Here is a 21164-nt window from a genome sequence, read left to right as displayed (position 1 = left end):
CTTATGAAGTCTCACAATGCGTCACCCTCAAATTTCGCCTACCAAGTTATCGATCGAGCGCTTGCCTGACGGCACCATCGTCGCCGGTCGTGACGGTAATATCAGCTTGCAAGGGGACTATACCTATGATGCCGGCAACCAGATCACGGCCAACCGCAATCTGACGTTATCGACCACTGACACCTTGACCAACACGGCGACGTTAGCTGCTGCAGGTAACCTCACCGTTAACGCCGCCAATGTAGTTAACGCGGCGGGTGCCGATATTGCCTCCGGCAATCCGGGTGATTTGACCACCGGTACCACCACTGTCAATGCGGTTTCCGGCAACATCACCAATGCCGGTCGTATCGAAGGCAATAACGTCAACACCAGCAGCAATGTGCTCAATAATACCGGCACGTTGATAGGCAATAGCGTCACCGCCAATGCCGCGACATTGACCAATGACGGTGCTGCAGCGATCATCGCTGGCGTGAATCAAGTTAATCTGTGGGTCACTGGTACGGTCAACAATCAAAACGACGCCACGCTCTACAGTCTGGGCGATATGAACATGGCCGCCAATGGCGCCAAGGATGGCAACGGTTACCTGTTCAATCAGACCGGCACCATTAATAATTTGTCGTCCACCATCGAAGCTGACGGCACCTTGAATGTGGCAGCCAATCAGATCAACAACGTGCGGCAGAATGTGACGGTCAATACGGTGACGACCTCGGATACCACCAGCACCTTGACCACACCGTCATGGTGGTCGTCGCTGCGTCCTTCGCCGCCGTCGGGCGGCAATCCGTTAATTGAGTAGGATTGTGTTCTATACGTGGGTCAATTTTCGATGCAAATTATCCAGCTAAGTGGGTCAGTTTTAGATGCAAATCAACAGAGTGTTACTTTCTTGCGTGCTGGTCCGATATATTTTTTTATAGCATCAATTGCACCGACGAACGGTGCAAAAAAAGACGAACATCATCTCTCGCTACGCGTTTTATATGTTGCATTAATTCACTCATTTTTCATTTCCTTCCGGGATCAAATGGTTACCCGACAAATGAAGAAATGGCCGGAGAAAGTAAAAGACGCACTTTGGTAATTACCCGACGGCATTGCGTTGGGGCGCTATTCGGGTAATTTTTACATTTAAGTGAACAAGGAGTCGTGATTTATGAAAAGTCGAACCAGAAAGCGGCATATGTACGCACTGTACGGAAGTAGCGACAGATATCGAAAGATTCTACGAAATATAAATTATAAGCTTGAAGATTTGTTAGCTGAGATACCTGAGGGACTTCCCATAGACGAAGTTTGGAACCAAATTCAGCCGGTAGGCAGGGAATTCGGGAGTTCAGACTACGAGCGTCTGGCTCGGCTTGATGCTCGCGGCGGGACAGAAAATTCGCATATTCGGCGCAAAAAGCGAAATATTTTCACATCATGACTTTTGTAAGTCTTGTGTGAACGCGCTAAAACCTAGAGAAGTAGCTGATCATTCAAGTTTATATGGAAGTTATGTAATGTTATCTAAATTCGATAACCTTCAGTAAGGTTGTTATAGATGATCCGTGAGAATACCCATAGTCTGCCGCTGGAACTAAATTTGCCAATGATGTGTAGAAAGCTGAGTTTCATTCGGAATCGGGTCCCGCATCAATGGAACTAAATTTTCTGCAAAGATGCAACAGGAGTTGTTAGGAGATTTAGTTCCAGTTTTGTAGGAGAATTAGTTCCGAGCGCACTAGTCGCAACAAAATTACCCTGAGATTTTTTAAATCTTAAAACTATATTGATAATTGTAACAATCAACCTAATGATTAAGAATATAACGTTAATGGCAATCTGAAAGCTGCGTATGACGATAGTGGTCAGGATGCTGATAAAGCCACTAGGTCGCAATAGAATTCAATGGGTAGGCAGTCACGCGCATCAATCCCAAATCCAGATGAAATTGCTTCCATAAAACTCGCTCTGAGACGTAAAAACGAGGGAATCTCAGTTGATGGGGGACTGGAGCAGGGTTGGTGCAATGATGACTTCACAAATGGCTAAGGAGAGTCCGGGCAAAACGCAATGTTTGCGAGAATGTAGTGCTGAAGATCGCGAAGTATATTTGCCACTGGCAAATATAACGATGTTTTCGGACAAAAGAAAAAGGGTTGCATTTGCATGCAACCCCTTATATATCTTGGCTCCCCGACCTGGACTCGAACCAGGGACCTGCGGATTAACAGTCCGTCGCTCTACCGACTGAGCTATCAGGGAATTGAAAGAAGCAAGATTATAGTTTCGATTTACTGCTTTGTCAAAACTTTTCTTTTGCTTTTTTAATCTCGGTAAATAAATTCTCATTACCTACCGAGGAGCGGGATTCTACAATACTTTTGCTATTGCGGCTACGACTGCGTCAATATTTTTTGTATTAAGTGCGGCAACGCAAATACGGCCAGTGTCGACTGCATAAATTGAGAACTCATCACGCAAGCGCTCAACTTGTGGTTTTGTTAAACCGGAGTAAGAGAACATGCCGCGCTGCTTGGTGACAAAGTCGAAATCTTGCGCAGGTGCTTGTTCTTTTAACTTCTTCACCAGCAATTGACGCATTTCGCGTATCCGCACGCGCATGCCTGCCAATTCTTCTTCCCACAGTTTGCGCAACTCTGGTGAAGCGAGGACGGTTGCAACCACTTGGCCGCCGTGAATTGGCGGGTTGGAGTAGTTAGTGCGTACTACACGTTTTAATTGCGACAAGACACGACTGGCTTCTTCTGTGCTGGCGGCGACGATGCTGAGCGCGCCTACGCGCTCGCCATACAGCGAAAACGATTTCGAGAAGGAGTTAGAAACGAATAGCGGGCCACCTGCTTGTGCGAAGCGACGTACCACTTCGCCATCTTCAGTGATGCCATCGGCAAAACCTTGATAAGCCATATCGAGGAAAGGGATCAAGCCACGCTTGAGGACTACCTCAATGACTTGTGTCCATTGATCATGGTTGAGGTCGGCGCCTGTCGGGTTGTGGCAGCACGCGTGCAAGACGACGATGGAGCCGCTAGCCATGTTGTTCAATGCTTCCATCATGCCGACGAAATTGACGCCGCGGGTGGCGGCATCGTAGTACGGATAGTTGTTAACCGTAAAACCAGCTGATTCAAACAGTGCGCGATGGTTTTCCCAGCTTGGATCGCTGATCCATACTTGCGCATTGTCGTTTGAGAAACGTTTGAGGAAGTCCGCGCCCAATTTCAGTGCGCCAGTGCCACCGATTGCCTGGACGGTAACTGCACGTTTTTCTTTCACGACGGCGCTGTCTGCGCCAAATACTAATTCTTGCACAGCCTTGTCATAAGCGGCCAAGCCATCGATAGGCAAATAACCACGCGGTGACAATTTTGCCATCAGCTCTGCTTCTGCTTTACGTACGCATTCCAGCAATGGCAATTTGCCATTGTCGTCGTAATACACGCCGACGCCGAGGTTGGTTTTATTGGGATTTTGATCAGCATTAAAACCTTCTGTAATGCCTAAGATCGGATCGCGTGGCGCCATTTCGATGGCGGTGAAGAGTGAGGCTGAAAGAGGAGCGGTCATCGTGATAACATAAAAAATTGACTGCGAAGAAATTTCACAATCGGGGTTTTAAGGAAGTCTAATGCTGAGCCGGCTTGCTTTGGCGCTGGTTTTGGAATACCGCTTATTTTACCAAAGGTCTACGTATATGGCAGAGCTGTCACCAGTTCCTAGTGGAATTGACGAATCTAAAATGGTCACGTTCCCCAATTCGCCCTTTAAATTGTTTCAGCCGTTCCCGCCTGCAGGCGATCAACCGGCCGCAATCGCCAAGTTGGCGGAGGGAATTGAAGACGGGTTGTTTTTTCAGACATTGCTGGGCGTAACTGGCTCGGGCAAGACTTACACCATGGCGAATGTGATTGCGCAGATGGGGCGGCCGGCGATCGTTTTTGCGCCGAACAAAACTTTGGCGGCGCAGCTGTATAGTGAATTTCGCGAATTTTTCCCTCATAACGCAGTGGAATATTTCGTCAGTTATTACGACTACTATCAACCTGAGGCCTATGTGCCGCAGCGGGATTTGTTTATCGAAAAAGATTCATCGATCAACGAACATATCGAGCAAATGCGATTGTCATGCACCAAATCGTTGATGGAGCGGCGCGACGTGGTAATCGTCGCTACCGTTTCGGCGATTTACGGTATTGGTAATCCGAGTGAATATCACCAGATGATTTTGACTTTGCGCGCCAAGGATAAAGTCAGTCAGCGTGATGTGATTGCGCGGTTGATACAAATGCAATACACACGCAACGAGATCGATTTTGGTCGCGGTACTTTCCGCGTGCGTGGCGATACGATAGATGTGTTTCCGGCAGAGCATGCCGAGTTGGCGGTACGGATCGAAATGTTCGATGACGAAATCGAAAACCTGCAATTATTCGATCCATTGACGGGGCGCGTGAAACAAAAAATTCCGCGTTTTACGGTTTATCCTGGTTCGCATTATGTAACGCCACGGGCGACGGTTTTACGTGCGATAGAAACGATCAAAGAAGAGCTGCGCGATCGTTTAGAGTTTTTCCGCAAAGAGAACAAGTTGATAGAAGAGCAGCGCATAGAACAACGCACACGCTTCGATTTGGAGATGATGCAAGAAATCGGTTTCACTAAAGGCATTGAAAATTATTCCCGTCATTTGAGCGGTGCTAAAGCAGGTGAGCCACCACCGACTTTGGTTGATTATTTGCCGCAAGATGCGTTGATGTTTTTAGATGAGTCGCATGTGTTGATTGGTCAATTGAATGCGATGTATAACGGTGACCGTTCTCGCAAAACCAATCTGGTCGATTATGGTTTCCGCTTGCCGTCCGCGTTGGATAATCGTCCGCTGAAGTTTGAAGAGTTTGAAAGCAAGATGCGGCAAACGGTGTTTGTTTCAGCTACTCCAGCTGACTATGAAAAACAGCACGCCGATCAAATCGTGGAGCAAGTTGTACGTCCGACCGGCTTGGTTGATCCGTTAATTGAGGTTCGCCCGGCGTTGAGTCAAGTCGATGACTTAATGTCGGAAGCGCATAAACGTATTAAAAAGAACGAGCGCATTTTGGTGACGACGCTGACCAAGCGCATGGCTGAACAATTAACTGAATTCCTAAGCGATAACGGTATCAAGGTGCGTTATTTGCACAGTGATATTGAAACTGTCGAACGCGTTGAAATCATTCGCGATCTGCGTCTCGGTACGTTTGACGTGCTGGTCGGAATTAACTTGCTGCGCGAGGGTTTGGACATTCCTGAAGTGTCGCTGGTGGCAATTTTGGATGCCGACAAAGAGGGCTTTTTGCGTTCCGAACGCAGCCTGATTCAAACCATAGGACGGGCCGCACGTAATCTGAACGGTACGGCGATTTTGTACGCCGACAAAATGACCGATTCGATGAAACGAGCGATTGATGAAACCGAGCGGCGGCGGGCAAAACAAACAGCGTTTAATCTCGCCAATAACATCACGCCGATTGGTGTGCGCAAACAAATCAAAGAATTGATCGACGGCGTTTATAGCCCGCAAGAAGCGCGCGAAGAATTGAACGCGGCGCAGGAGTTGGCCAAGTACGAAGTGATGAGTGAAAAGCAGGTCAGCAGAGAAATCAAGCGCCTGGAAAAACTCATGCTGGATCACGCTAAAAATCTGGAGTTTGAAAAAGCCGCGCAGGTACGCGATCAGTTGCATCAATTGAAGCAGCAATTGTTTGGTGCGCCGGGAGCGGATAATGTGCCGTTGGCTGATTAGGCGATCTTGATTGTAAGGTGGGTGAAGCATAGTGACACCCATCAATTACCACCTCAGAGTACTAATGGGCATCGCATCGCATCGCTGCATGCGTTGCGCAACGGCGATCCATTCTATTTTTTTTAATTTTTTAAGATTTCTATGCACGATTCATCAATAGCCATTCCTCACCAAATCCAGCAAGCTCTGGCCCTCGCAGACTCATCCTGGCACGCGATCCTGTCGGAAGGCTTGCAAGCGATGTCGCAAGCCCATCCAACCTACTTAACTGAATTGGTAACGACCGAATACTTACCAACCGAAAACCGACTATTCGCCGCATTTACACAGCCATTGGATGCCGTCAAATATGTACTCATCGGAGAGGGCCCCTATCCGCGTGCAGCCAGTGCAACGGGCGTTTGTTTTATGGACGGTGCAGTTGGCTCATTGTGGTCGGACACCGGGCTATCCAAACAAGTCAATCGCGCCACGTCTTTGCGTAATTTCATGAAAATGCTATTGGTCGCTGATGGCCAGCTATCAATAGAAAAGACGACTGGCGATGCAATGGGCGAGGTGGCGGCACGTGCGCAAGGTGGCGGATCGACTACGATACAAACTTTATCAGATTTGCAATGCAAGCTGACTGAGCAAGGTTTTCTATTGCTGAATGCGACACTGGTGTTTCGGCCAGACGTTGCTCCAGTTAAAGAAGCCAAACCTTGGCAAATTTTCATGCAAATTGTGCTGCGCGGGCTGGCAGAGCGCAAGATTGGTACAATGCCGACCTTGGTTTTATGGGGCAAAATTGCGGAGCAATTAAACGCTTTGCCATTAGTTGCCAGTTTTCCGAAGGCCGTGGCAGAGCATCCATATAACCTGAGTTTTATTGGTAATGCAGGGATGCAAGCGTTGTTTGGCCCTATGCAGCTATTGGAAAAATGATTTTTCAACATGCATTTAATGATCTTTTTTGCCATTCAAATGTCGTGTATCGGACAGAAAGCCATTATTCAGAGTAGGGTAATACCTGATTAATTCAGTCAAGTTTGTTATACTGTACTAATCGAATCAGGAATTATTGGGATAAAGAAAATTTTGCAAGCGGAGATACCATGCGTCTGACTACGAAGGGCCGGTTTGCGGTAACTGCGATGATTGATCTGGCGTTGCGCCAGGATAAAGGTCCGGTGACTCTGTCTGGCATCAGTGAGCGACAAGAAATTTCATTATCCTATTTGGAACAGTTGTTTGGCAAATTGCGTCGTCATCAAATTGTTGAGTCGGTGCGCGGTCCGGGTGGTGGTTATCATCTGGCGCGTCGAGCTGAAGATGTCACCGTTGCCGACATTATTATTGCTGTCGATGAGCCGCTGGATGCAACGCAATGCGGTGGTAAGGAAAATTGCCACAGCGCGGAACATGCCGGTGGCGGTCGTTGTATGACGCATGATTTATGGTCAACCCTGAATGCCAAGATGGTGGAATATCTGGATTCAGTATCGCTGAAAGATTTAGTCGATCAGCAACATGCGCTACTAAAGAATAAGCAACATGAACAAAACGTGGTGGTAATGCATCGCAGCCATCAAATTGCTAGCTTGGAGTTATGAAAATTATGAACGCACCTCTGGAAAAAAGTCTGATCGATACGCTGAAAGCGCCGCATTTCCCTATCTACATGGATTATTCGGCGACTACGCCAATTGACCCACGTGTTGCTGACAAAATGATTCCTTACCTGCGTGAGCAGTTCGGCAATCCGGCTTCGCGCAGCCATATGTATGGCTGGTCGGCAGAAAAAGCAGTAGAAGACGCACGCGAACAAGTTGCGGCGCTGGTACATGCTGATTCGCGTGAAATTATTTGGACTTCTGGTGCGACTGAAGGTAATAACCTGGCAATTAAAGGCGCGGCTAATTTTTACAAAACCAAAGGCAAGCACATCATCACAGTCAAGACCGAACATAAAGCGGTGCTGGACGTGGTGCGCGAGTTGGAGCGTCAAGGCTTTGAAGCGACCTATTTACAGCCGCAAGATAATGGCTTGGTGACGGTAGAACAAATTGCTGAAGCAATTCGCCCAGATACGATTTTGGTATCGGTCATGCTGGTCAATAATGAAATCGGCGTGATTCAACCGATTCCGGAAATCGGCGAACTGTGCCGTGAAAAAGGCGTGATTTTCCATTGTGACGCTGCGCAAGCCACCGGTAAAGTTGAGATTGATTTGGAAAAATGGAAAGTCGATTTGATGACTTTCACAGCGCACAAGACCTACGGCCCTAAAGGCATTGGTGCTTTATATGTACGCCGTAAACCGCGTGTGCGTCTCGAAGCGCAAATGCATGGCGGCGGTCATGAGCGCGGTCTGCGTTCTGGTACTTTGCCAACCCACCAAATCGTCGGTATGGGTGAAGCGTTCCAAATCGCTAAAGATGAAATGAATGAAGAAATCGTTCGCATTCGCGCCTTGCGTGATCGTTTGGCGGCCGGTTTGACGACCATGGAAGAGGTGTATATCAACGGTGATATGGATCATCGCGTGCCGCACAACCTCAACGTCAGCTTCAACTATGTTGAAGGTGAATCTCTGGTGATGGCGATTAAAGATATTGCGGTATCGTCCGGTTCAGCCTGTACTTCAGCAAGTCTGGAACCTTCCTATGTATTGCGCGCTTTGGGGCGTAACGATGAGTTGGCGCATAGCTCGATTCGTTTCACTATCGGTCGTTTTACCACCGAAGAAGAAATTGATTTCACCATTAATTTGATCAAATCAAAAGTCGAAAAATTGCGCGAATTGTCGCCACTGTGGGATATGTATAAAGACGGAATCGACATTAGTACCATTCAGTGGGCAGCACATTAATTATTAAATTATTTTTCTGTGCACTGTGCAGAGATTAAACAAGGAGCAACACCATGTCTTATTCAGAAAAAGTTTTAGACCATTACGAAAACCCGCGCAACGTTGGTGCTTTTGCTAAAGGCGACGAAACCGTTGGTACCGGTATGGTTGGTGCGCCAGCTTGTGGCGACGTGATGAAATTGCAAATCAAGGTCGGCGCAAATGGCGTGATTGAAGATGCCAAGTTCAAAACTTACGGCTGCGGTTCAGCGATTGCGTCGTCTTCGCTGGTGACAGAGTGGGTCAAAGGTAAAACTTTGGATCAGGCGATGGCTATCAAGAATACGCAAATTGCGGAAGAACTGGCACTGCCACCAGTAAAAATTCACTGTTCGATTTTGGCGGAAGATGCGATCAAAGCGGCGGTAGAAGATTACAAAGCCAAGCACGGCGTTACGACTGGCGAGCAGCAAGCAGCTTAAAGAAGGCAAGCATTATGGCAATCACACTCACGGAAAAAGCAGCGAAGCACATTACGCGTTACATCGAACGTCGCGGCAAAGGCATAGGCCTGCGCTTTGGCGTGCGTACGACAGGCTGTTCGGGTCTGGCTTATAAGCTGGAATATGTCGACGAAAAGACAGGCGAAGATGCGGTGTTTGAATCGCATGGGATACAGGTTTTTGTCGATCCTAAAAGTCTGCCTTATATCGATGGCACAGAACTGGATTTCGCGCGCGAAGGCTTGAACGAAGGTTTTAAATTCTACAATCCGAATGTTAAGGATGAGTGTGGTTGCGGCGAGAGTTTTACTATCTAGTATTCCGATTTAATGCGCATCTGATGTCCCTCGAGCGTGATTTAATTACGCCCCATTTAAGCCTGTTGCAGTAGAACAGGCTTTTGTTGTAAACGCATATGCAAAACCATTTCGATTTATTCCATCTGCCGCAGCATTTTTCAATTGATTTGTCTGCGTTAGAGCGGGCGTATCATGAGGTGCAAAATCGCACCCATCCTGACCGTTTTGCGAATGCAACCGGTGCAGAAAAACGTGTCGCCATGCAATGGACTACACGCGCGAATGAAGCATATCAAACGCTGAAGAATCCCTATAAACGTGCGGCATATCTGTGCGAAATCAACGGTGCCGATTTGCAGGCAGAGTCGAATACGTCCATGCCCGGCAGTTTTTTGATGCAGCAAATGGAGTGGCGCGAAGCGCTGGATGATGCGCGTGATGCAAAAGATATCGAAGCATTGGAACGACTTGATCATGCGTTGCGAACCGCACGTAAAAAAGATTTGTTGCAAATTGCGACGTTGTTGGATGCACGTGATTTCGAAAAAGCAGCCGGACTGGTACGACAACTCATGTTTTTAGAAAAATTTGGCGAAGAAATCAGTAGTACTTTTTCTATCCTTGAATCGTGATGCAAGTAATACCAAACAATCGATTTGAAAGTACCACCGCCATTCTCGCGTTGGCGGGAATCGACGAAAATATTCATTAAAATATTAACTAAGCAGAGATCAACATGCCTGAAGTCTGGTTATTTTTACTTGCCGCGATGACGCTTACTTTAGCGCCGGGACCTGACAATATTTATGTGCTGACACGCGGTATTTCCCAAGGAAAGAAAGCTGGCTTGGTGGCTGCGCTAGGTTTTAGTTCAGGTTTGGTTTTTCATACCATGTTGGCAGTTTTGGGTTTTGCTGCATTAATCAAAGCTTCGCCGACAGCCTATGCATTGCTACGTTACGCAGGTGCGGGTTATCTGATCTATCTTGGGATTCGCACTCTGCTTTCTACCTCAGCCATCCATTTGGATGGCGTTGCAAAGAACGTCAAATTGTCGCGGATTTATTGGCAAAGCGTGATCGCCAATATGCTCAATCCTAAAGTCACTCTATTTTTCATCGCCTTTTTGCCGCAATTTGTGAATGCCGGGGCAGGGCATATTCCGGCGCAGATGTTGTTACTCGCCGGCGTTTTTATTTTGCAGGCGCTGGCAATTTTTAGTGTCATCGCGTGTTTCTCCGGCATGGTGGGCGCCTATTTTCAGCGCAAGGCATCCGCCGCCACTTATCTGAATCGCTTGGCAGGCTCAGCATTTATTGCTCTCGGCATCCGCATCGCGTTGCCACAATAGACAATAATGTCGCGCATTACCTCAATAAAAAAGTAGACGATTTCTATGGCTCTTCTCCAAATTTCAGAACCAGGCATGTCCACCGCGCCACACCAACATCGGTTGGCAGTCGGGATTGATCTGGGTACCACCAATTCCCTGGTGGCGACGGTGCGTAACAGTATTCCCGAAGTGTTGAACGACGAGCAGGGGCGTCCATTGATGCCATCCATAGTGCGTTATTTGCCCAACGGCCATGCGCACATTGGCTACAAAGCGCAAGCAGCACAGATTACCGATCCTAAGAATACGATTTTGTCGGTGAAGCGTTTCATGGGCCGTGGCCTGAAAGATATCGCTTACGCCGAAAATCTTCCTTACGATTTTCAAGATGCGCCCGGCATGGTGCAGCTGAAAACGGTGGCTGGTGTTAAAAGTCCTGTCGAAATTTCAGCACAGATTTTAGCGACATTGCGCCAACAGGCAGAAGATGCACTGGGTGACGATCTGGTCGGTGCGGTGATCACGGTGCCTGCCTATTTTGACGACGCACAACGCCAGGCTACCAAAGATGCTGCGCAGCTGGCTGGGTTAAATGTATTACGTCTGTTGAACGAACCTACCGCCGCGGCGATTGCCTATGGCTTGGATAGTGCATCGGAAGGCGTGTATGTGGTCTACGATCTGGGTGGCGGCACGTTTGATATTTCGATTTTGAAATTGACTAAAGGTGTGTTTGAAGTATTGGCCACCGGCGGCGATTCTGCGCTTGGTGGGGATGACTTTGATCATAGGCTGCTGTGCTGGATCAGCCAGCAAGCGCAGTTAGCGCCATTGTCTGACAGCGATACGCGCGCCTTATTGGTCAAGGCGCGTGAGGCTAAGGAATTGTTGTCGACGAAGGAAGAAACCACGATTGATATGGTTCTCAATTCGGGCGAACAAGTACATCTGACATTAACCGCCGGTGAGTTTGCTGAATTAACCGACCACCTCATCGGCAAAACCCTGACGCCAACCAGAAAAGCGTTGCGCGATGCCGATATCACTGTCGATGATGTTGATGGAGTGGTGCTGGTCGGTGGCGCAACCCGCATGCCTACCGTGCGCAAAGCCGTCGGTGATTTCTTTCAGACGACGCCGTTAGCCAATATTGACCCGGATAAAGTGGTGGCATTGGGCGCGGCGATTCAAGCAAATTTATTGGCTGGCAATCGTGCGGCGGGCGATGACTGGTTATTGTTGGATGTGATTCCTTTATCGCTCGGTATCGAAACCATGGGAGGGCTGGCAGAAAAAGTCATCCCGCGTAATTCAACGATCCCTTGCGCACGTGCGCAAGAATTCACCACTTTCAAAGATGGTCAGACCGCGATGGCCGTGCATGTGTTGCAGGGTGAGCGTGAGTTAGTCAGCGATTGTCGATCATTGGCGCGCTTTGAGTTGCGTGGCATACCGCCAATGGCGGCTGGCGCTGCGAGGATACGCGTGACGTATCAAGTCGATGCCGATGGCTTGTTATCGGTTTCAGCGCGTGAGTTACGCTCCGGCGTGGAAGCTTCGATTACTGTTAAACCATCCTATGGTTTGAGTGATGATGAAGTCGCCAAAATGCTGCAGGATTCGTTTACATCCGCCGATGTTGACATGAAATTGCGCGCATTGCGAGAAGAGCAAGTCGAAGCTGAACGGATTGTGTTGGCGACGGAGTCGGCATTGAACAGTGATGACGCATTATTGTCCCAGCAAGAACGTGACGCGATTGCCTTGCTGATCGCAGATGTTCGAGCTAAGGCGCAAGGCGATGATCATCTGGTGATTAAAGCCGCAGTCGAAGCACTCGCGCGAGGCACCGAAGATTTTGCTGCCCGTCGTATGGATAGAAGCGTGCATGATGCATTGACTGGTAAGACGTTGAATCAGATTTCTTGATTAGCGCATAATTTTAAATATGAATAAGGCCAAACAATTATTTTGAAAATGACTTCGTCATTCCCGCGAACGCGGGAATCCATATTGCGCAATTTGGATCCTCGCGTTCGCGAGGATGACGGTGGTATTTTTCAAATTGCTTATTTGGCATTACTTAAACACCCATTTCAGAGGTAATTTCAGTGACTCAAATTGTCGTACTTCCCCATCCTACTTATTGCCCTGACGGCGCCGTGCTTGATGTTACTAAAGGGGTATCGGTATGCGATGCCTTGCTTGAGCATGACATCGATATCGAACACGCCTGTGAAAAATCCTGCGCTTGCACTACATGCCACGTGATTGTGCGTGAAGGCTTTGCTTCGTTGGGTGAAATAGACGATAAAGAAGAAGATTTACTGGATATGGCGTGGGGCTTGGAAGCGCAATCACGTTTGTCGTGTCAGGCGATTGTTGGCGAGGAAGATCTGGTGGTTGAAATTCCGAAATACACCATCAATCATGCCAGCGAAAATCATCCAAAATAATAGAGGACGAATAATATGAAATGGACCGACACGCTGCACATTGCAGAAGCGCTATACGATAAATTTCCGGATGTAGATCCAGAAAAAATCCGCTTCACGGATTTGCATAACTGGGTGCTGGAGCTGGATGGGTTTGATGATGACAAAAACCGCTCTGGTGAGAAAATTCTTGAGGCGATTCAACAGGCTTGGATTGATGAGGCGCGATAGTTCTATGTCGTAAAACAAAGAACTATCAAAGGCACCAAAAGAAACAGCCAGATGGCAATTTTGTAGATTCCCATGCCGGCATAATGCAATGCATCAAACGTTTCGACTGAGAACGTGAACCACCATTTATGCCAGCGAAATAACCAGTCATGCGCAAAAATGAAGATGCCGGCCCACATCAGCAGTAGCGCATAATTGATAATCGCGCACCAGAGCAGTATCTCTTTAAGCAGATGGATATCCACGGCACACCTCCTGGAAGTTAGCTCAATTGAATTTATAACCATTAATTCAGCTGGGCTGGCTGTCAAATTACCAAACGTGCGGAATTAAGTGATACTTCACTTTCTCAGTGTACTCTTCGTAGCCGGGCAAATTTTTTGCCAAAAAAATCTCCTCATCCAGCAAACGCCAGACGATCACTAACAGCATCGGGTAAAACGCAAATAAGCCCCACCACGAGCCAAGCGCGAGGGGAATGCCAAATAGCATGATCAACGCGCCGCCGTACATTGGATGACGCACCAGCGCATAAGGCCCGGTTGATATCACTTTTTGCTCAGCGGCGATTTCTATGATTGCTGAGGTGTAGGTATTTTCTTTGAACACCAAATAGACAATGAAAAAGCCCAGCAATACAAAAATATTGCCGACGATGACGATAGCCATTGGCACGGTTGACCATCCGAAACGATGGTCGATGGAGGGAATGATGAACAAGGAAATGAAGATCACTGCCGCTACAATCTGAATGATTTTTTGACTGGCTTCGTTTTCAGAACCAAGACCTTTAATGCGCCGCGCCAGCAACGCAGGATCATGCTTCATCAGATAGACGCTAATGACAATTGCCGATAGTGAAAACACGATCAGCAAAACCCAGGCTTGCCAATAATCAAAAGTCCATACTGGAATAAATAGTGCCGCAGCCAATATAAGTGGCATACGAACAAGCTCGACGATAGCTTTTTTGTTTAGACTGTTCATCTTTTTATAATAACATTCGACAGCCTATTATTTTAATAACGATTAGACACCTGCACAACTTTCCACAAAATGACATTCTTCATTCTCTTTGTTTGTTTGGTCATCGCGACTGCTCTCAGATATTTTCAATGGCGACGATTGAGTCTCATGCTTTACGCTGCAACTTTTTTCCTTTTTATTGCCATCGCTTATGGTGTTGTGCCCAATATGTTGCTGACGCGTTTGCAAGCGCCATATGCGCTAGAAACACCGCCTGGTTGGGGACAGAAAAATGCGATTATTTTATTGGGTGGTGGCAGCGCAAAAATACCGGATACGTCAGCTGACAGGCTTGAGGTAGAGATATTGGCTTATGGCCGTGTTGCCCGAGCGGCTCAGCTTTACAGCGCCTGCAAGAAAAATGGAGCGCAGTGCAGCGTCGTCGTTAGCGGCGGCGATCCTCAGCATCACGGTGCTTCTGAAGCTTCTATTTATGGTAAATATTTGCAGCTATTGGGAGTGGAAAAAAGTGATTTGCTGCTTGAGGAAAAGAGTTTGAACACCTGGCAAAACGCTCAGTTCACAGCCGCATTATTGAAACCGCGGCATATGGACACCATATTGTTGGTCACATCAGCAATGCATATGAACAGAAGCCTGGCGTATTTTTCGCATGCGGGAGTGCATGCGTTGCCGGTGCGAGCTGATTACGTTGCCGCAAAGCGTTTCTGGTTTCCTTCATACAATTTGTTAATGACTGATCTGGCACTGCATGAATACGTTGGGGGCGCGCAATATTACGTATATAACCTGCTTGGCTGGAATGCTGCCGCAGCCAAGCAGGATTGATTGGCGCCATGTGCCTATGAGCGACCCACCAAATGGCCATGCTCCACTCTGACGGCATCGCCTGCTTGCCACTGTTGAGATGATTGCGGGAAGGTGCGTAATTGGCCGTTTTCCATGCGTACACGGACTTCATAAGTGGTTGTGCTGCGCGCACGACGTTCCACTTCAGTACCGGCAAAACCACCGCCGACTGCGCCGGCAATCGTTGCCAAAGTATTGCCGTTACCATGGCCAACCTGATGTCCTAAAACACCGCCAAGCAACGCGCCTGCAGCAGTGCCTACGCCTACACTACTTTGGGCTGCATGCTGCACAGCTTGTACAGATTCAACGTGACCACAGCTCTTGCAGATCGCGGGTTGCTGCTGTTGGCCGGCGTATTGCGCACCTTGGCCTTGTTCCTGCTGTGGAGCTTGTTGCGCATAGTGCGGATCTTGCTGCATGTTTTGAGGCGCGTAATTGCCATTGTTAGCACTAGCAGGAGCCATAGTTGCGGGCTGATTAGCCTGATTGTTATAACCCTCAGTTGCAGGATTGTTTTCAGGTGCTGCCTGTTGCGCTATTTGTGCCGGTGTCGCACTGTTGGAAGAAGGAATCAGGCCGGTGATGGCTGCAACGCCGGTGAGGCTGATTAACGTGACGGCGACGGCAGCCACTGCGACCAAAGGATGAATGCGGTTACTGGATTTTGCGTCTGACACGATAACTCCTGAATAGTATATTAATTGCGGATACCCAATTATCAGGCGTTTCGTATGTAAATTGAAGTTGCTATCTTGTGTCAAACGTAATCAGTTGTAACGACGGTGCGGGAGTGAGTAAAGTGCTGTAGTGGATATGAACTATTCGCAGTCAAAAAGCCTCATCTTTGTCATTCCCGCGTTCGCGGGAATGACAGGGAAATTTTCAAATGCTTAACGTTGGATAGCTTAAGACCGATCTGCGGGTTTGTTAAAACCATTGTCTATCCAAGCGCTCGCACTGCTTTTGCTTAGTTTGAAATTCACTGCTACCTGTATTTTCGCCAATTGAGCGCCTGCTTCATCTTGTGCGCTTAATAAGGCATAAGGAAAATCATCGTCAGGGATAATATCCAATGCAACGTTGATCATTCCAGTTTCGGTAGTCACAACGACATTTTTATGCAGTTGCGCGTGCAATTGTTGTTCGTGCCGGCGCACAAATTCTGAGGCAGTTTTGACCAGAGTCCTGAAGGCGACATCATCCAATGGTTTCGGATTTTTCTTGTCGCGTCCCATCGTCCATGGGCCAACTAAAGCTGGTTCTGGCTCTCCATCTTTCACCATTTCCACCGCCCAGCCATCATCATCTTGATTTTTAATGACGCGCGCGGTCCAGCCGCTATCGCACCATAAGCGTGGTTCCTGTGTTTTAAAATCGCCATCTATTGCGGCATCGTCCGGTATGGAAGTCATCAGTTGATTTCTTTATGAAGGTTAAATAAAAACGGCCACTAAAATTTAGCGGCCGTTCTTGTAAATACTATTTTTACAAAGAATTTAATCTTCGCGTCGTAAATGCGGGAACAGCAGTACATCACGAATATTAGGCGAGTCGGTAATCAACATCATCAAGCGATCTATCCCGATACCGCAGCCGCCAGTCGGTGGCAAGCCGTATTCCAAAGCGCGAATATAATCGGCGTCGTAATACATGGCTTCTTCATCGCCAGCGTCTTTGGCAGCCACTTGCGCCTGGAAGCGGGCAGCCTGATCTTCGGCGTCGTTTAACTCTGAGAAGCCATTGGCGATTTCGCGGCCTGTCATGAATAGCTCGAAACGTTCCGTAATGCCAGGAACTGTATCGGATGCACGTGCCAACGGTGACACTTCGACCGGGTAGTCGATGATGTAAGTCGGGTTCCACAATTGTGCTTCAGCGGTTTCTTCGAACAATGCCAATTGGAGAGCGCCTAAACCAGCGGTAGCAAAAGGCAGAACGCCGAATTTTTTCAATTCTGCTTTGATGAATTCGGCATCTTGTAATTGTGCATCCTGATAATGCGGTGCATATTTGTTGATCGCGCCAACGATGGTCAGACGTTCAAAAGGTTTGCTCAAATCCAGTTCGCGACCTTGATAAGTCAATACATCGGTGCCGAGCGCATCAATTGCAGTTTGACGTATCACTTGCTCAGTGAACGTCATCAACCATTGATAATCGACGTACGCGGCATAGAATTCCATCATCGTGAATTCTGGATTATGGCGTGGTGATACGCCTTCGTTACGGAAGTTACGATTGATTTCGAACACACGTTCAAAACCACCGACCACCAAACGTTTTAAATACAGCTCGGGCGCAATGCGCAAAAACATTTGCATGTCCAATGCATTGTGGTGCGTGATGAAAGGCTTGGCTGCTGCACCACCGGGGATGGTGTGCAACATTGGCGTTTCAACTTCCATGAATTCATTTTTTTCCATGAAACGACGAATCGACGACATCGCTGCAGTACGTACTTTAAACGTGCGGCGGGTTTCTTCGTTCATGATCAAATCAACATAGCGTTGACGATACTTGGTTTCCTGATCGGACAAGCCGTGGAATTTATCCGGCAAAGGACGCAACGATTTAGTCAGCAAACGTAAGCTTGTGACTTTGATCGATAATTCATTGGTTTTGGTTTTGAACAGCAGGCCTTCCGCGCCCAAAATGTCGCCTAAGTCGAAAGTGCCAAATGCTTCGTAGCTTTCCTCACCGACTTGTTCTTTGGCGATATACAGCTGGATACGGCCATCGGCTTTGGCGCCGGACGCGTCTTGCACGGTTGCAAAGGAAGCTTTGCCCATACCGCGTTTCAACAGCATACGGCCAGCTACTACCACAGTTACGTTGGCCGCTTCCAGTGCTTCCTTTTCCAGCGCATCATATTGCGCGTGCAAGTCGGCAGCTTTATGAGTAGGGCGAAAATCGTTAGGGAAGGCGACGCCTTTGGCGCGGATCGCGTTGAGCTTGGCACGGCGTTCGGCGATCAGTTTGTTTTCGTCTTGTGGCGCGATTGGCTCTTGATTATCTGTGGTCATGATATGGGCTTAAGAGATATTGTTTTAAGCCCTTCTCCCGCAGGCGAGAGAAGGGTTGGGATGACAGCGTTTGCCAAGACCTTGGTTTCTAATAACAGCCGAGGTTTGCGTCTGCTCTCACCCTAACCCTCTCCCGCTTGTGGGGGAGGGCATAGTGTTTGCAAAAATATTAAACGCCTTGCTTTAACGATGCAGCAATAAAATCGTCCAGCTCACCATCGAGTACTGCCTTGGTGTTACCGGTCTCGAAGTTGGTACGTAAATCTTTAATGCGCGATTGATCTAAAACATAAGAACGAATCTGATGACCCCAGCCGACATCGGTTTTGGAGTCTTCCAGTTTTTGCTGTTCACTCATACGATTGCGCATTTCCAGTTCGTACAATTTCGCCTTCAACATATCCCAGGCCTCGGCCTTGTTGCGATGCTGGCTGCGGTCATTCTGACATTGCACTACGATACCGGAGGGACCGTGAGTTAGACGTACCGCAGAATCGGTTTTATTAATATGCTGACCACCGGCACCGGATGCGCGATAAGTGTCAATACGGACGTCTGCCGGATTGATGTCGATTTCGATCGAATCATCGACTTCCGGGTAAACGAACAAACTGGAAAACGACGTGTGACGACCATTCGCAGAATCGAATGGCGATTTACGCACTAAACGATGGACGCCGGTTTCGGTACGCAAGAAACCATAAGCGTAATCGCCCTCAACTTTCAATGTTGCCGTTTTAATTCCGGCAACTTCGCCGTCAGACTGTTCGAGGATTTCGACCTTGAAGCCTTTGCGTTCACAATAGCGCAAATATTGGCGCAACAACATGGATGCCCAGTCTTGCGCTTCGGTGCCGCCAGCGCCAGCCTGAATGTCGATAAAGCAGTTGTTCGGGTCCATCGGTGTATTGAACATGCGACGGAATTCCATACCTTCGACCAGTTTTTTCAACTCTTCGGTGTCGGCTTCCACTGCCTGCATGGTCTCTTCATCGTCTTCTTCTTTTGCCATTTGAAACAGGTCGTAGGTGTCACGCAACTCTGCTTCAATTTTGGTCAAGGTATGAACGATGGCTTCTAAGGATTTTTTTTCTTTGCCGAGATCCTGGGCGCGCTTCTGGTCGTTCCAGACGGTCGGATCTTCGAGTTCGCCATTGACTTGTTCGAGTTTCTCTAACTTTACATCGAAGTCAAAGATACCTCCGTAATTCAACTTCGCGTGAAGTCAAATCGGCGAGTAGGGCTTGCAGGGAATTTAAGCGTTCGGCTTCCATGATGATGTCTTTTGCGGTTTTGAGTAAACCCATCATTATACGCCAGCAAGCTACATACTATTGAAGAATAAGTGCGCCTGTGACTTAACCGGCACACGAATATGTGTCAATTTTTCAATTCCATTAAATTGATTTTTCAATTTCATTAAATAAATTTTTCAATCTTATCAACTCAATTTGTCAGTCGCATTAAATAATTTCTTCAAGCTTTATCAAATAAAATTATGCATTAGTAATGCAATATTATAAATATAATAATGTATTTTAAATGCATAATATCAATATAATCATGCATTTAAAATACATATTATTAATATAATCATTCAAAGGAAAAGTAAGCTATAAATATAATCATGCATTAGAAATGCAATTTATAAAATGAGAAAAATGCCAAGCTATAAAATTATTCTTAAATTAATAAAAATATTAAAAAAATATTAAAAAAATATTAAAATTCGATGAAGGAAAAGAAATGGGTTGTCATAAATTTTAACAAGTTAAATATTGTAAAAATGGAAAAAAATGTTTTCCATGGGAAATAAAATCCCCCAAAAGGCGAAAAATGTGGTTCAAATGGCACAAAAATGCTGTTAAATATTGTTAAATAGCTGATACATAGAAAGATTTGTGTTTTTCCTCAGGTAAAATCCGTTCCGCTAGGAAAACATTTATTATTGGAACTAAAGTTTCTCCTCTAGTTACTTCCTGGCGCAGCATTTTCTTTGCTGTGAGCATGTGAAAAATATAAAAAATAAGTTCTTAAAGCTAGGTAAACAAAAAGCAAAAAGGGGAGTTTTTGTGGGTAATGTAAAGAACTTGAATGCGTGGTCTGTATTAATACTGACATTAATTTTGTCTGTATTTGTCACACCAGCAATGGCGTTAAATACTGCAGCAGCGGCTTCTTCGTCTGCTTCTCAATCTCAAATCGAGTCACAATTAAGCGCTAATCGTATTGAAGCCAGCGCGAATGGTGAACAACTAAAATCGGCTGACAAAGCCGGTCCTGGTGACGTGGTCGAATATCGTGCCCGTTACGTCAACAAGGGCAATAGTGGGGTTAACAGCCTCGTCGCCGTATTGCCTATCCCTGTCGGTGCCACCTATCTGGATGGCACTGCAAAGTCGACTAATGCCGGTACTCCCCAAGCATCTTTGGATGGCGTTAGTTTTGCTGCAATGCCGTTAAAGCGAGTGATAAAAGCTGCCGACGGTAAAGAGAAGCAGGAACTGGTGCCTTACGCAGAATATCGTGCTCTGCGTTGGAATCTGGGACAACTAGCAGCAGGTAAAGAGGCGTTGGTGAGTTTGCGGGTGCGCATCAATCCTGTCGTGCAAACGCAGGCGCAAACGCAGAGCAAGGCCGACGCGTCGCTGGCGACTAAATAAACAAACTCAAGTAGAGCCGACAATCGCCTGGCCTTTACGGCTGGTGCTAGTCATCGCTCGCCGGTTTGAAATTTAGTCTCGCACCTTAACTGCAAATCATTCTTCGCAATATCCAAAATAGTCTCAATCACTAGTCATTAATGGCTTCAGTGGCGTGTGCTGTTGTGGGTGTTCGTCTGATGCGATGTATTTGTCATGTGTTAGG

21 protein-coding genes and 1 tRNA gene are annotated in these 21164 nt (G+C 47.3%); 14 read left to right on the top strand and 8 right to left on the bottom strand.

Annotated elements, in window-relative coordinates; genetic code table 11:
* Positions 1–16 precede the first annotated feature (16 nt).
* The gene (locus tag GEV47_RS11185) at positions 17–808 is read left to right on the top strand and encodes a hypothetical protein (protein ID WP_153234860.1); all 792 of its coding nucleotides are present in this window, start codon (positions 17–19) and stop codon (positions 806–808) included.
* 1375 nt (positions 809–2183) lie between these two features.
* On the opposite strand, the gene GEV47_RS11180 is transcribed toward GEV47_RS11185, so the two are convergent.
* Positions 2184–2259, bottom strand: a tRNA-Asn gene (locus tag GEV47_RS11180).
* Positions 2260–2367: 108 nt separating this feature from the next.
* Positions 2368–3585, bottom strand: coding sequence for an amino acid aminotransferase (locus tag GEV47_RS11175; protein ID WP_153234859.1), 1218 nt, complete (start codon positions 3583–3585; stop codon positions 2368–2370).
* 127 nt (positions 3586–3712) lie between these two features.
* Here GEV47_RS11175 and uvrB point away from each other — a divergent pair, with 127 nt between their 5' ends.
* The 11 genes from uvrB to iscX all read left to right on the top strand — a co-directional run bounded on the left by uvrB (position 3713) and on the right by iscX (position 13434).
* Positions 3713–5800: an excinuclease ABC subunit UvrB gene (gene uvrB, locus GEV47_RS11170; protein ID WP_153234858.1), complete on the top strand. Its 2088-nt coding sequence runs from the start codon at positions 3713–3715 to the stop codon at positions 5798–5800.
* 141 nt (positions 5801–5941) lie between these two features.
* On the top strand, positions 5942–6727 hold the full coding sequence (locus GEV47_RS11165; protein WP_153234857.1) for a uracil-DNA glycosylase family protein: 786 nt from the start codon (positions 5942–5944) through the stop codon (positions 6725–6727).
* Between the two features lie 170 nt (positions 6728–6897).
* Entirely contained in the window at positions 6898–7395 is a 498-nt protein-coding gene (gene iscR, locus GEV47_RS11160; protein ID WP_153234856.1) for a Fe-S cluster assembly transcriptional regulator IscR, read from the top strand.
* Between the two features lie 5 nt (positions 7396–7400).
* Positions 7401–8654 carry an IscS subfamily cysteine desulfurase gene (locus GEV47_RS11155; RefSeq protein WP_153234855.1) on the top strand — a complete coding sequence of 418 codons (1254 nt, stop codon included), beginning with the start codon at positions 7401–7403 and terminating at the stop codon, positions 8652–8654.
* Positions 8655–8707: 53 nt separating this feature from the next.
* Positions 8708–9115, top strand: a complete 408-nt coding sequence (gene iscU, locus GEV47_RS11150) for a Fe-S cluster assembly scaffold IscU (protein WP_153234854.1) — start codon at positions 8708–8710, stop codon at positions 9113–9115.
* Between the two features lie 14 nt (positions 9116–9129).
* Entirely contained in the window at positions 9130–9453 is a 324-nt protein-coding gene (gene iscA, locus GEV47_RS11145; protein WP_153234853.1) for an iron-sulfur cluster assembly protein IscA, read from the top strand.
* Between the two features lie 98 nt (positions 9454–9551).
* The gene (gene hscB / locus GEV47_RS11140) at positions 9552–10067 is read left to right on the top strand and encodes a Fe-S protein assembly co-chaperone HscB (RefSeq protein WP_153234852.1); all 516 of its coding nucleotides are present in this window, start codon (positions 9552–9554) and stop codon (positions 10065–10067) included.
* A gap of 104 nt (positions 10068–10171) precedes the next feature.
* A complete protein-coding gene (locus tag GEV47_RS11135; protein WP_153234851.1) occupies positions 10172–10786 on the top strand; it encodes a LysE family translocator in 615 nt (204 codons plus the stop codon).
* A gap of 45 nt (positions 10787–10831) precedes the next feature.
* Entirely contained in the window at positions 10832–12697 is a 1866-nt protein-coding gene (gene hscA, locus GEV47_RS11130) for a Fe-S protein assembly chaperone HscA (RefSeq protein ID WP_153234850.1), read from the top strand.
* Positions 12698–12879: 182 nt separating this feature from the next.
* A complete protein-coding gene (gene fdx, locus GEV47_RS11125; RefSeq protein ID WP_322741615.1) occupies positions 12880–13224 on the top strand; it encodes an ISC system 2Fe-2S type ferredoxin in 345 nt (114 codons plus the stop codon).
* 15 nt (positions 13225–13239) lie between these two features.
* The gene (gene iscX, locus GEV47_RS11120) at positions 13240–13434 is read left to right on the top strand and encodes a Fe-S cluster assembly protein IscX (RefSeq protein ID WP_153234849.1); all 195 of its coding nucleotides are present in this window, start codon (positions 13240–13242) and stop codon (positions 13432–13434) included.
* Positions 13435–13436: 2 nt separating this feature from the next.
* Here the strand turns inward: iscX and GEV47_RS11115 are convergent, their stop codons facing one another.
* Together GEV47_RS11115 and GEV47_RS11110 are read right to left on the bottom strand one after the other, a co-directional pair.
* A complete protein-coding gene (locus tag GEV47_RS11115) occupies positions 13437–13679 on the bottom strand; it encodes a DUF6868 family protein (protein ID WP_228124668.1) in 243 nt (80 codons plus the stop codon).
* A gap of 67 nt (positions 13680–13746) precedes the next feature.
* Positions 13747–14379 (bottom strand): methyltransferase family protein, encoded by a 633-nt coding sequence (locus GEV47_RS11110; protein ID WP_228124667.1) that lies wholly within the window; start codon positions 14377–14379, stop codon positions 13747–13749.
* Between the two features lie 189 nt (positions 14380–14568).
* Between GEV47_RS11110 and GEV47_RS11105 the strand changes: the two genes are divergently transcribed.
* Positions 14569–15249 carry a YdcF family protein gene (locus tag GEV47_RS11105; protein ID WP_194270648.1) on the top strand — a complete coding sequence of 227 codons (681 nt, stop codon included), beginning with the start codon at positions 14569–14571 and terminating at the stop codon, positions 15247–15249.
* Between the two features lie 14 nt (positions 15250–15263).
* Here the strand turns inward: GEV47_RS11105 and GEV47_RS11100 are convergent, their stop codons facing one another.
* The 4 genes from GEV47_RS11100 to prfB form a co-directional block, all read right to left on the bottom strand.
* A complete protein-coding gene (locus GEV47_RS11100) occupies positions 15264–15950 on the bottom strand; it encodes an outer membrane lipoprotein (RefSeq protein ID WP_322741614.1) in 687 nt (228 codons plus the stop codon).
* A 228-nt stretch (positions 15951–16178) separates the two neighbouring features.
* Positions 16179–16685: a hypothetical protein gene (locus tag GEV47_RS11095; RefSeq protein WP_153234846.1), complete on the bottom strand. Its 507-nt coding sequence runs from the start codon at positions 16683–16685 to the stop codon at positions 16179–16181.
* An 84-nt stretch (positions 16686–16769) separates the two neighbouring features.
* Positions 16770–18296 carry a lysine--tRNA ligase gene (lysS, locus tag GEV47_RS11090; RefSeq protein WP_153234845.1) on the bottom strand — a complete coding sequence of 509 codons (1527 nt, stop codon included), beginning with the start codon at positions 18294–18296 and terminating at the stop codon, positions 16770–16772.
* Positions 18297–18465: 169 nt separating this feature from the next.
* A protein-coding gene (prfB, locus tag GEV47_RS11085; RefSeq protein WP_153234864.1) for a peptide chain release factor 2 occupies positions 18466–19570 on the bottom strand; the annotation gives its coding sequence in 2 pieces (ribosomal slippage) (positions 18466–19488 and positions 19490–19570; 1104 coding nt in all).
* 798 nt (positions 19571–20368) lie between these two features.
* Between prfB and GEV47_RS11080 the strand changes: the two genes are divergently transcribed.
* Positions 20369–20959 (top strand): hypothetical protein, encoded by a 591-nt coding sequence (locus tag GEV47_RS11080; RefSeq protein ID WP_153234844.1) that lies wholly within the window; start codon positions 20369–20371, stop codon positions 20957–20959.
* The last annotated feature ends 205 nt before the right edge of the window (positions 20960–21164 follow it).

Source organism: Glaciimonas soli (assembly GCF_009497155.1).
GTDB classification, from domain to species: Bacteria; Pseudomonadota; Gammaproteobacteria; order Burkholderiales; family Burkholderiaceae_D; genus Glaciimonas; species Glaciimonas soli.
The sequence above is the reverse complement of the archived record's forward strand: the minus strand, read 5'-3'. Positions and strand labels throughout refer to the sequence as shown.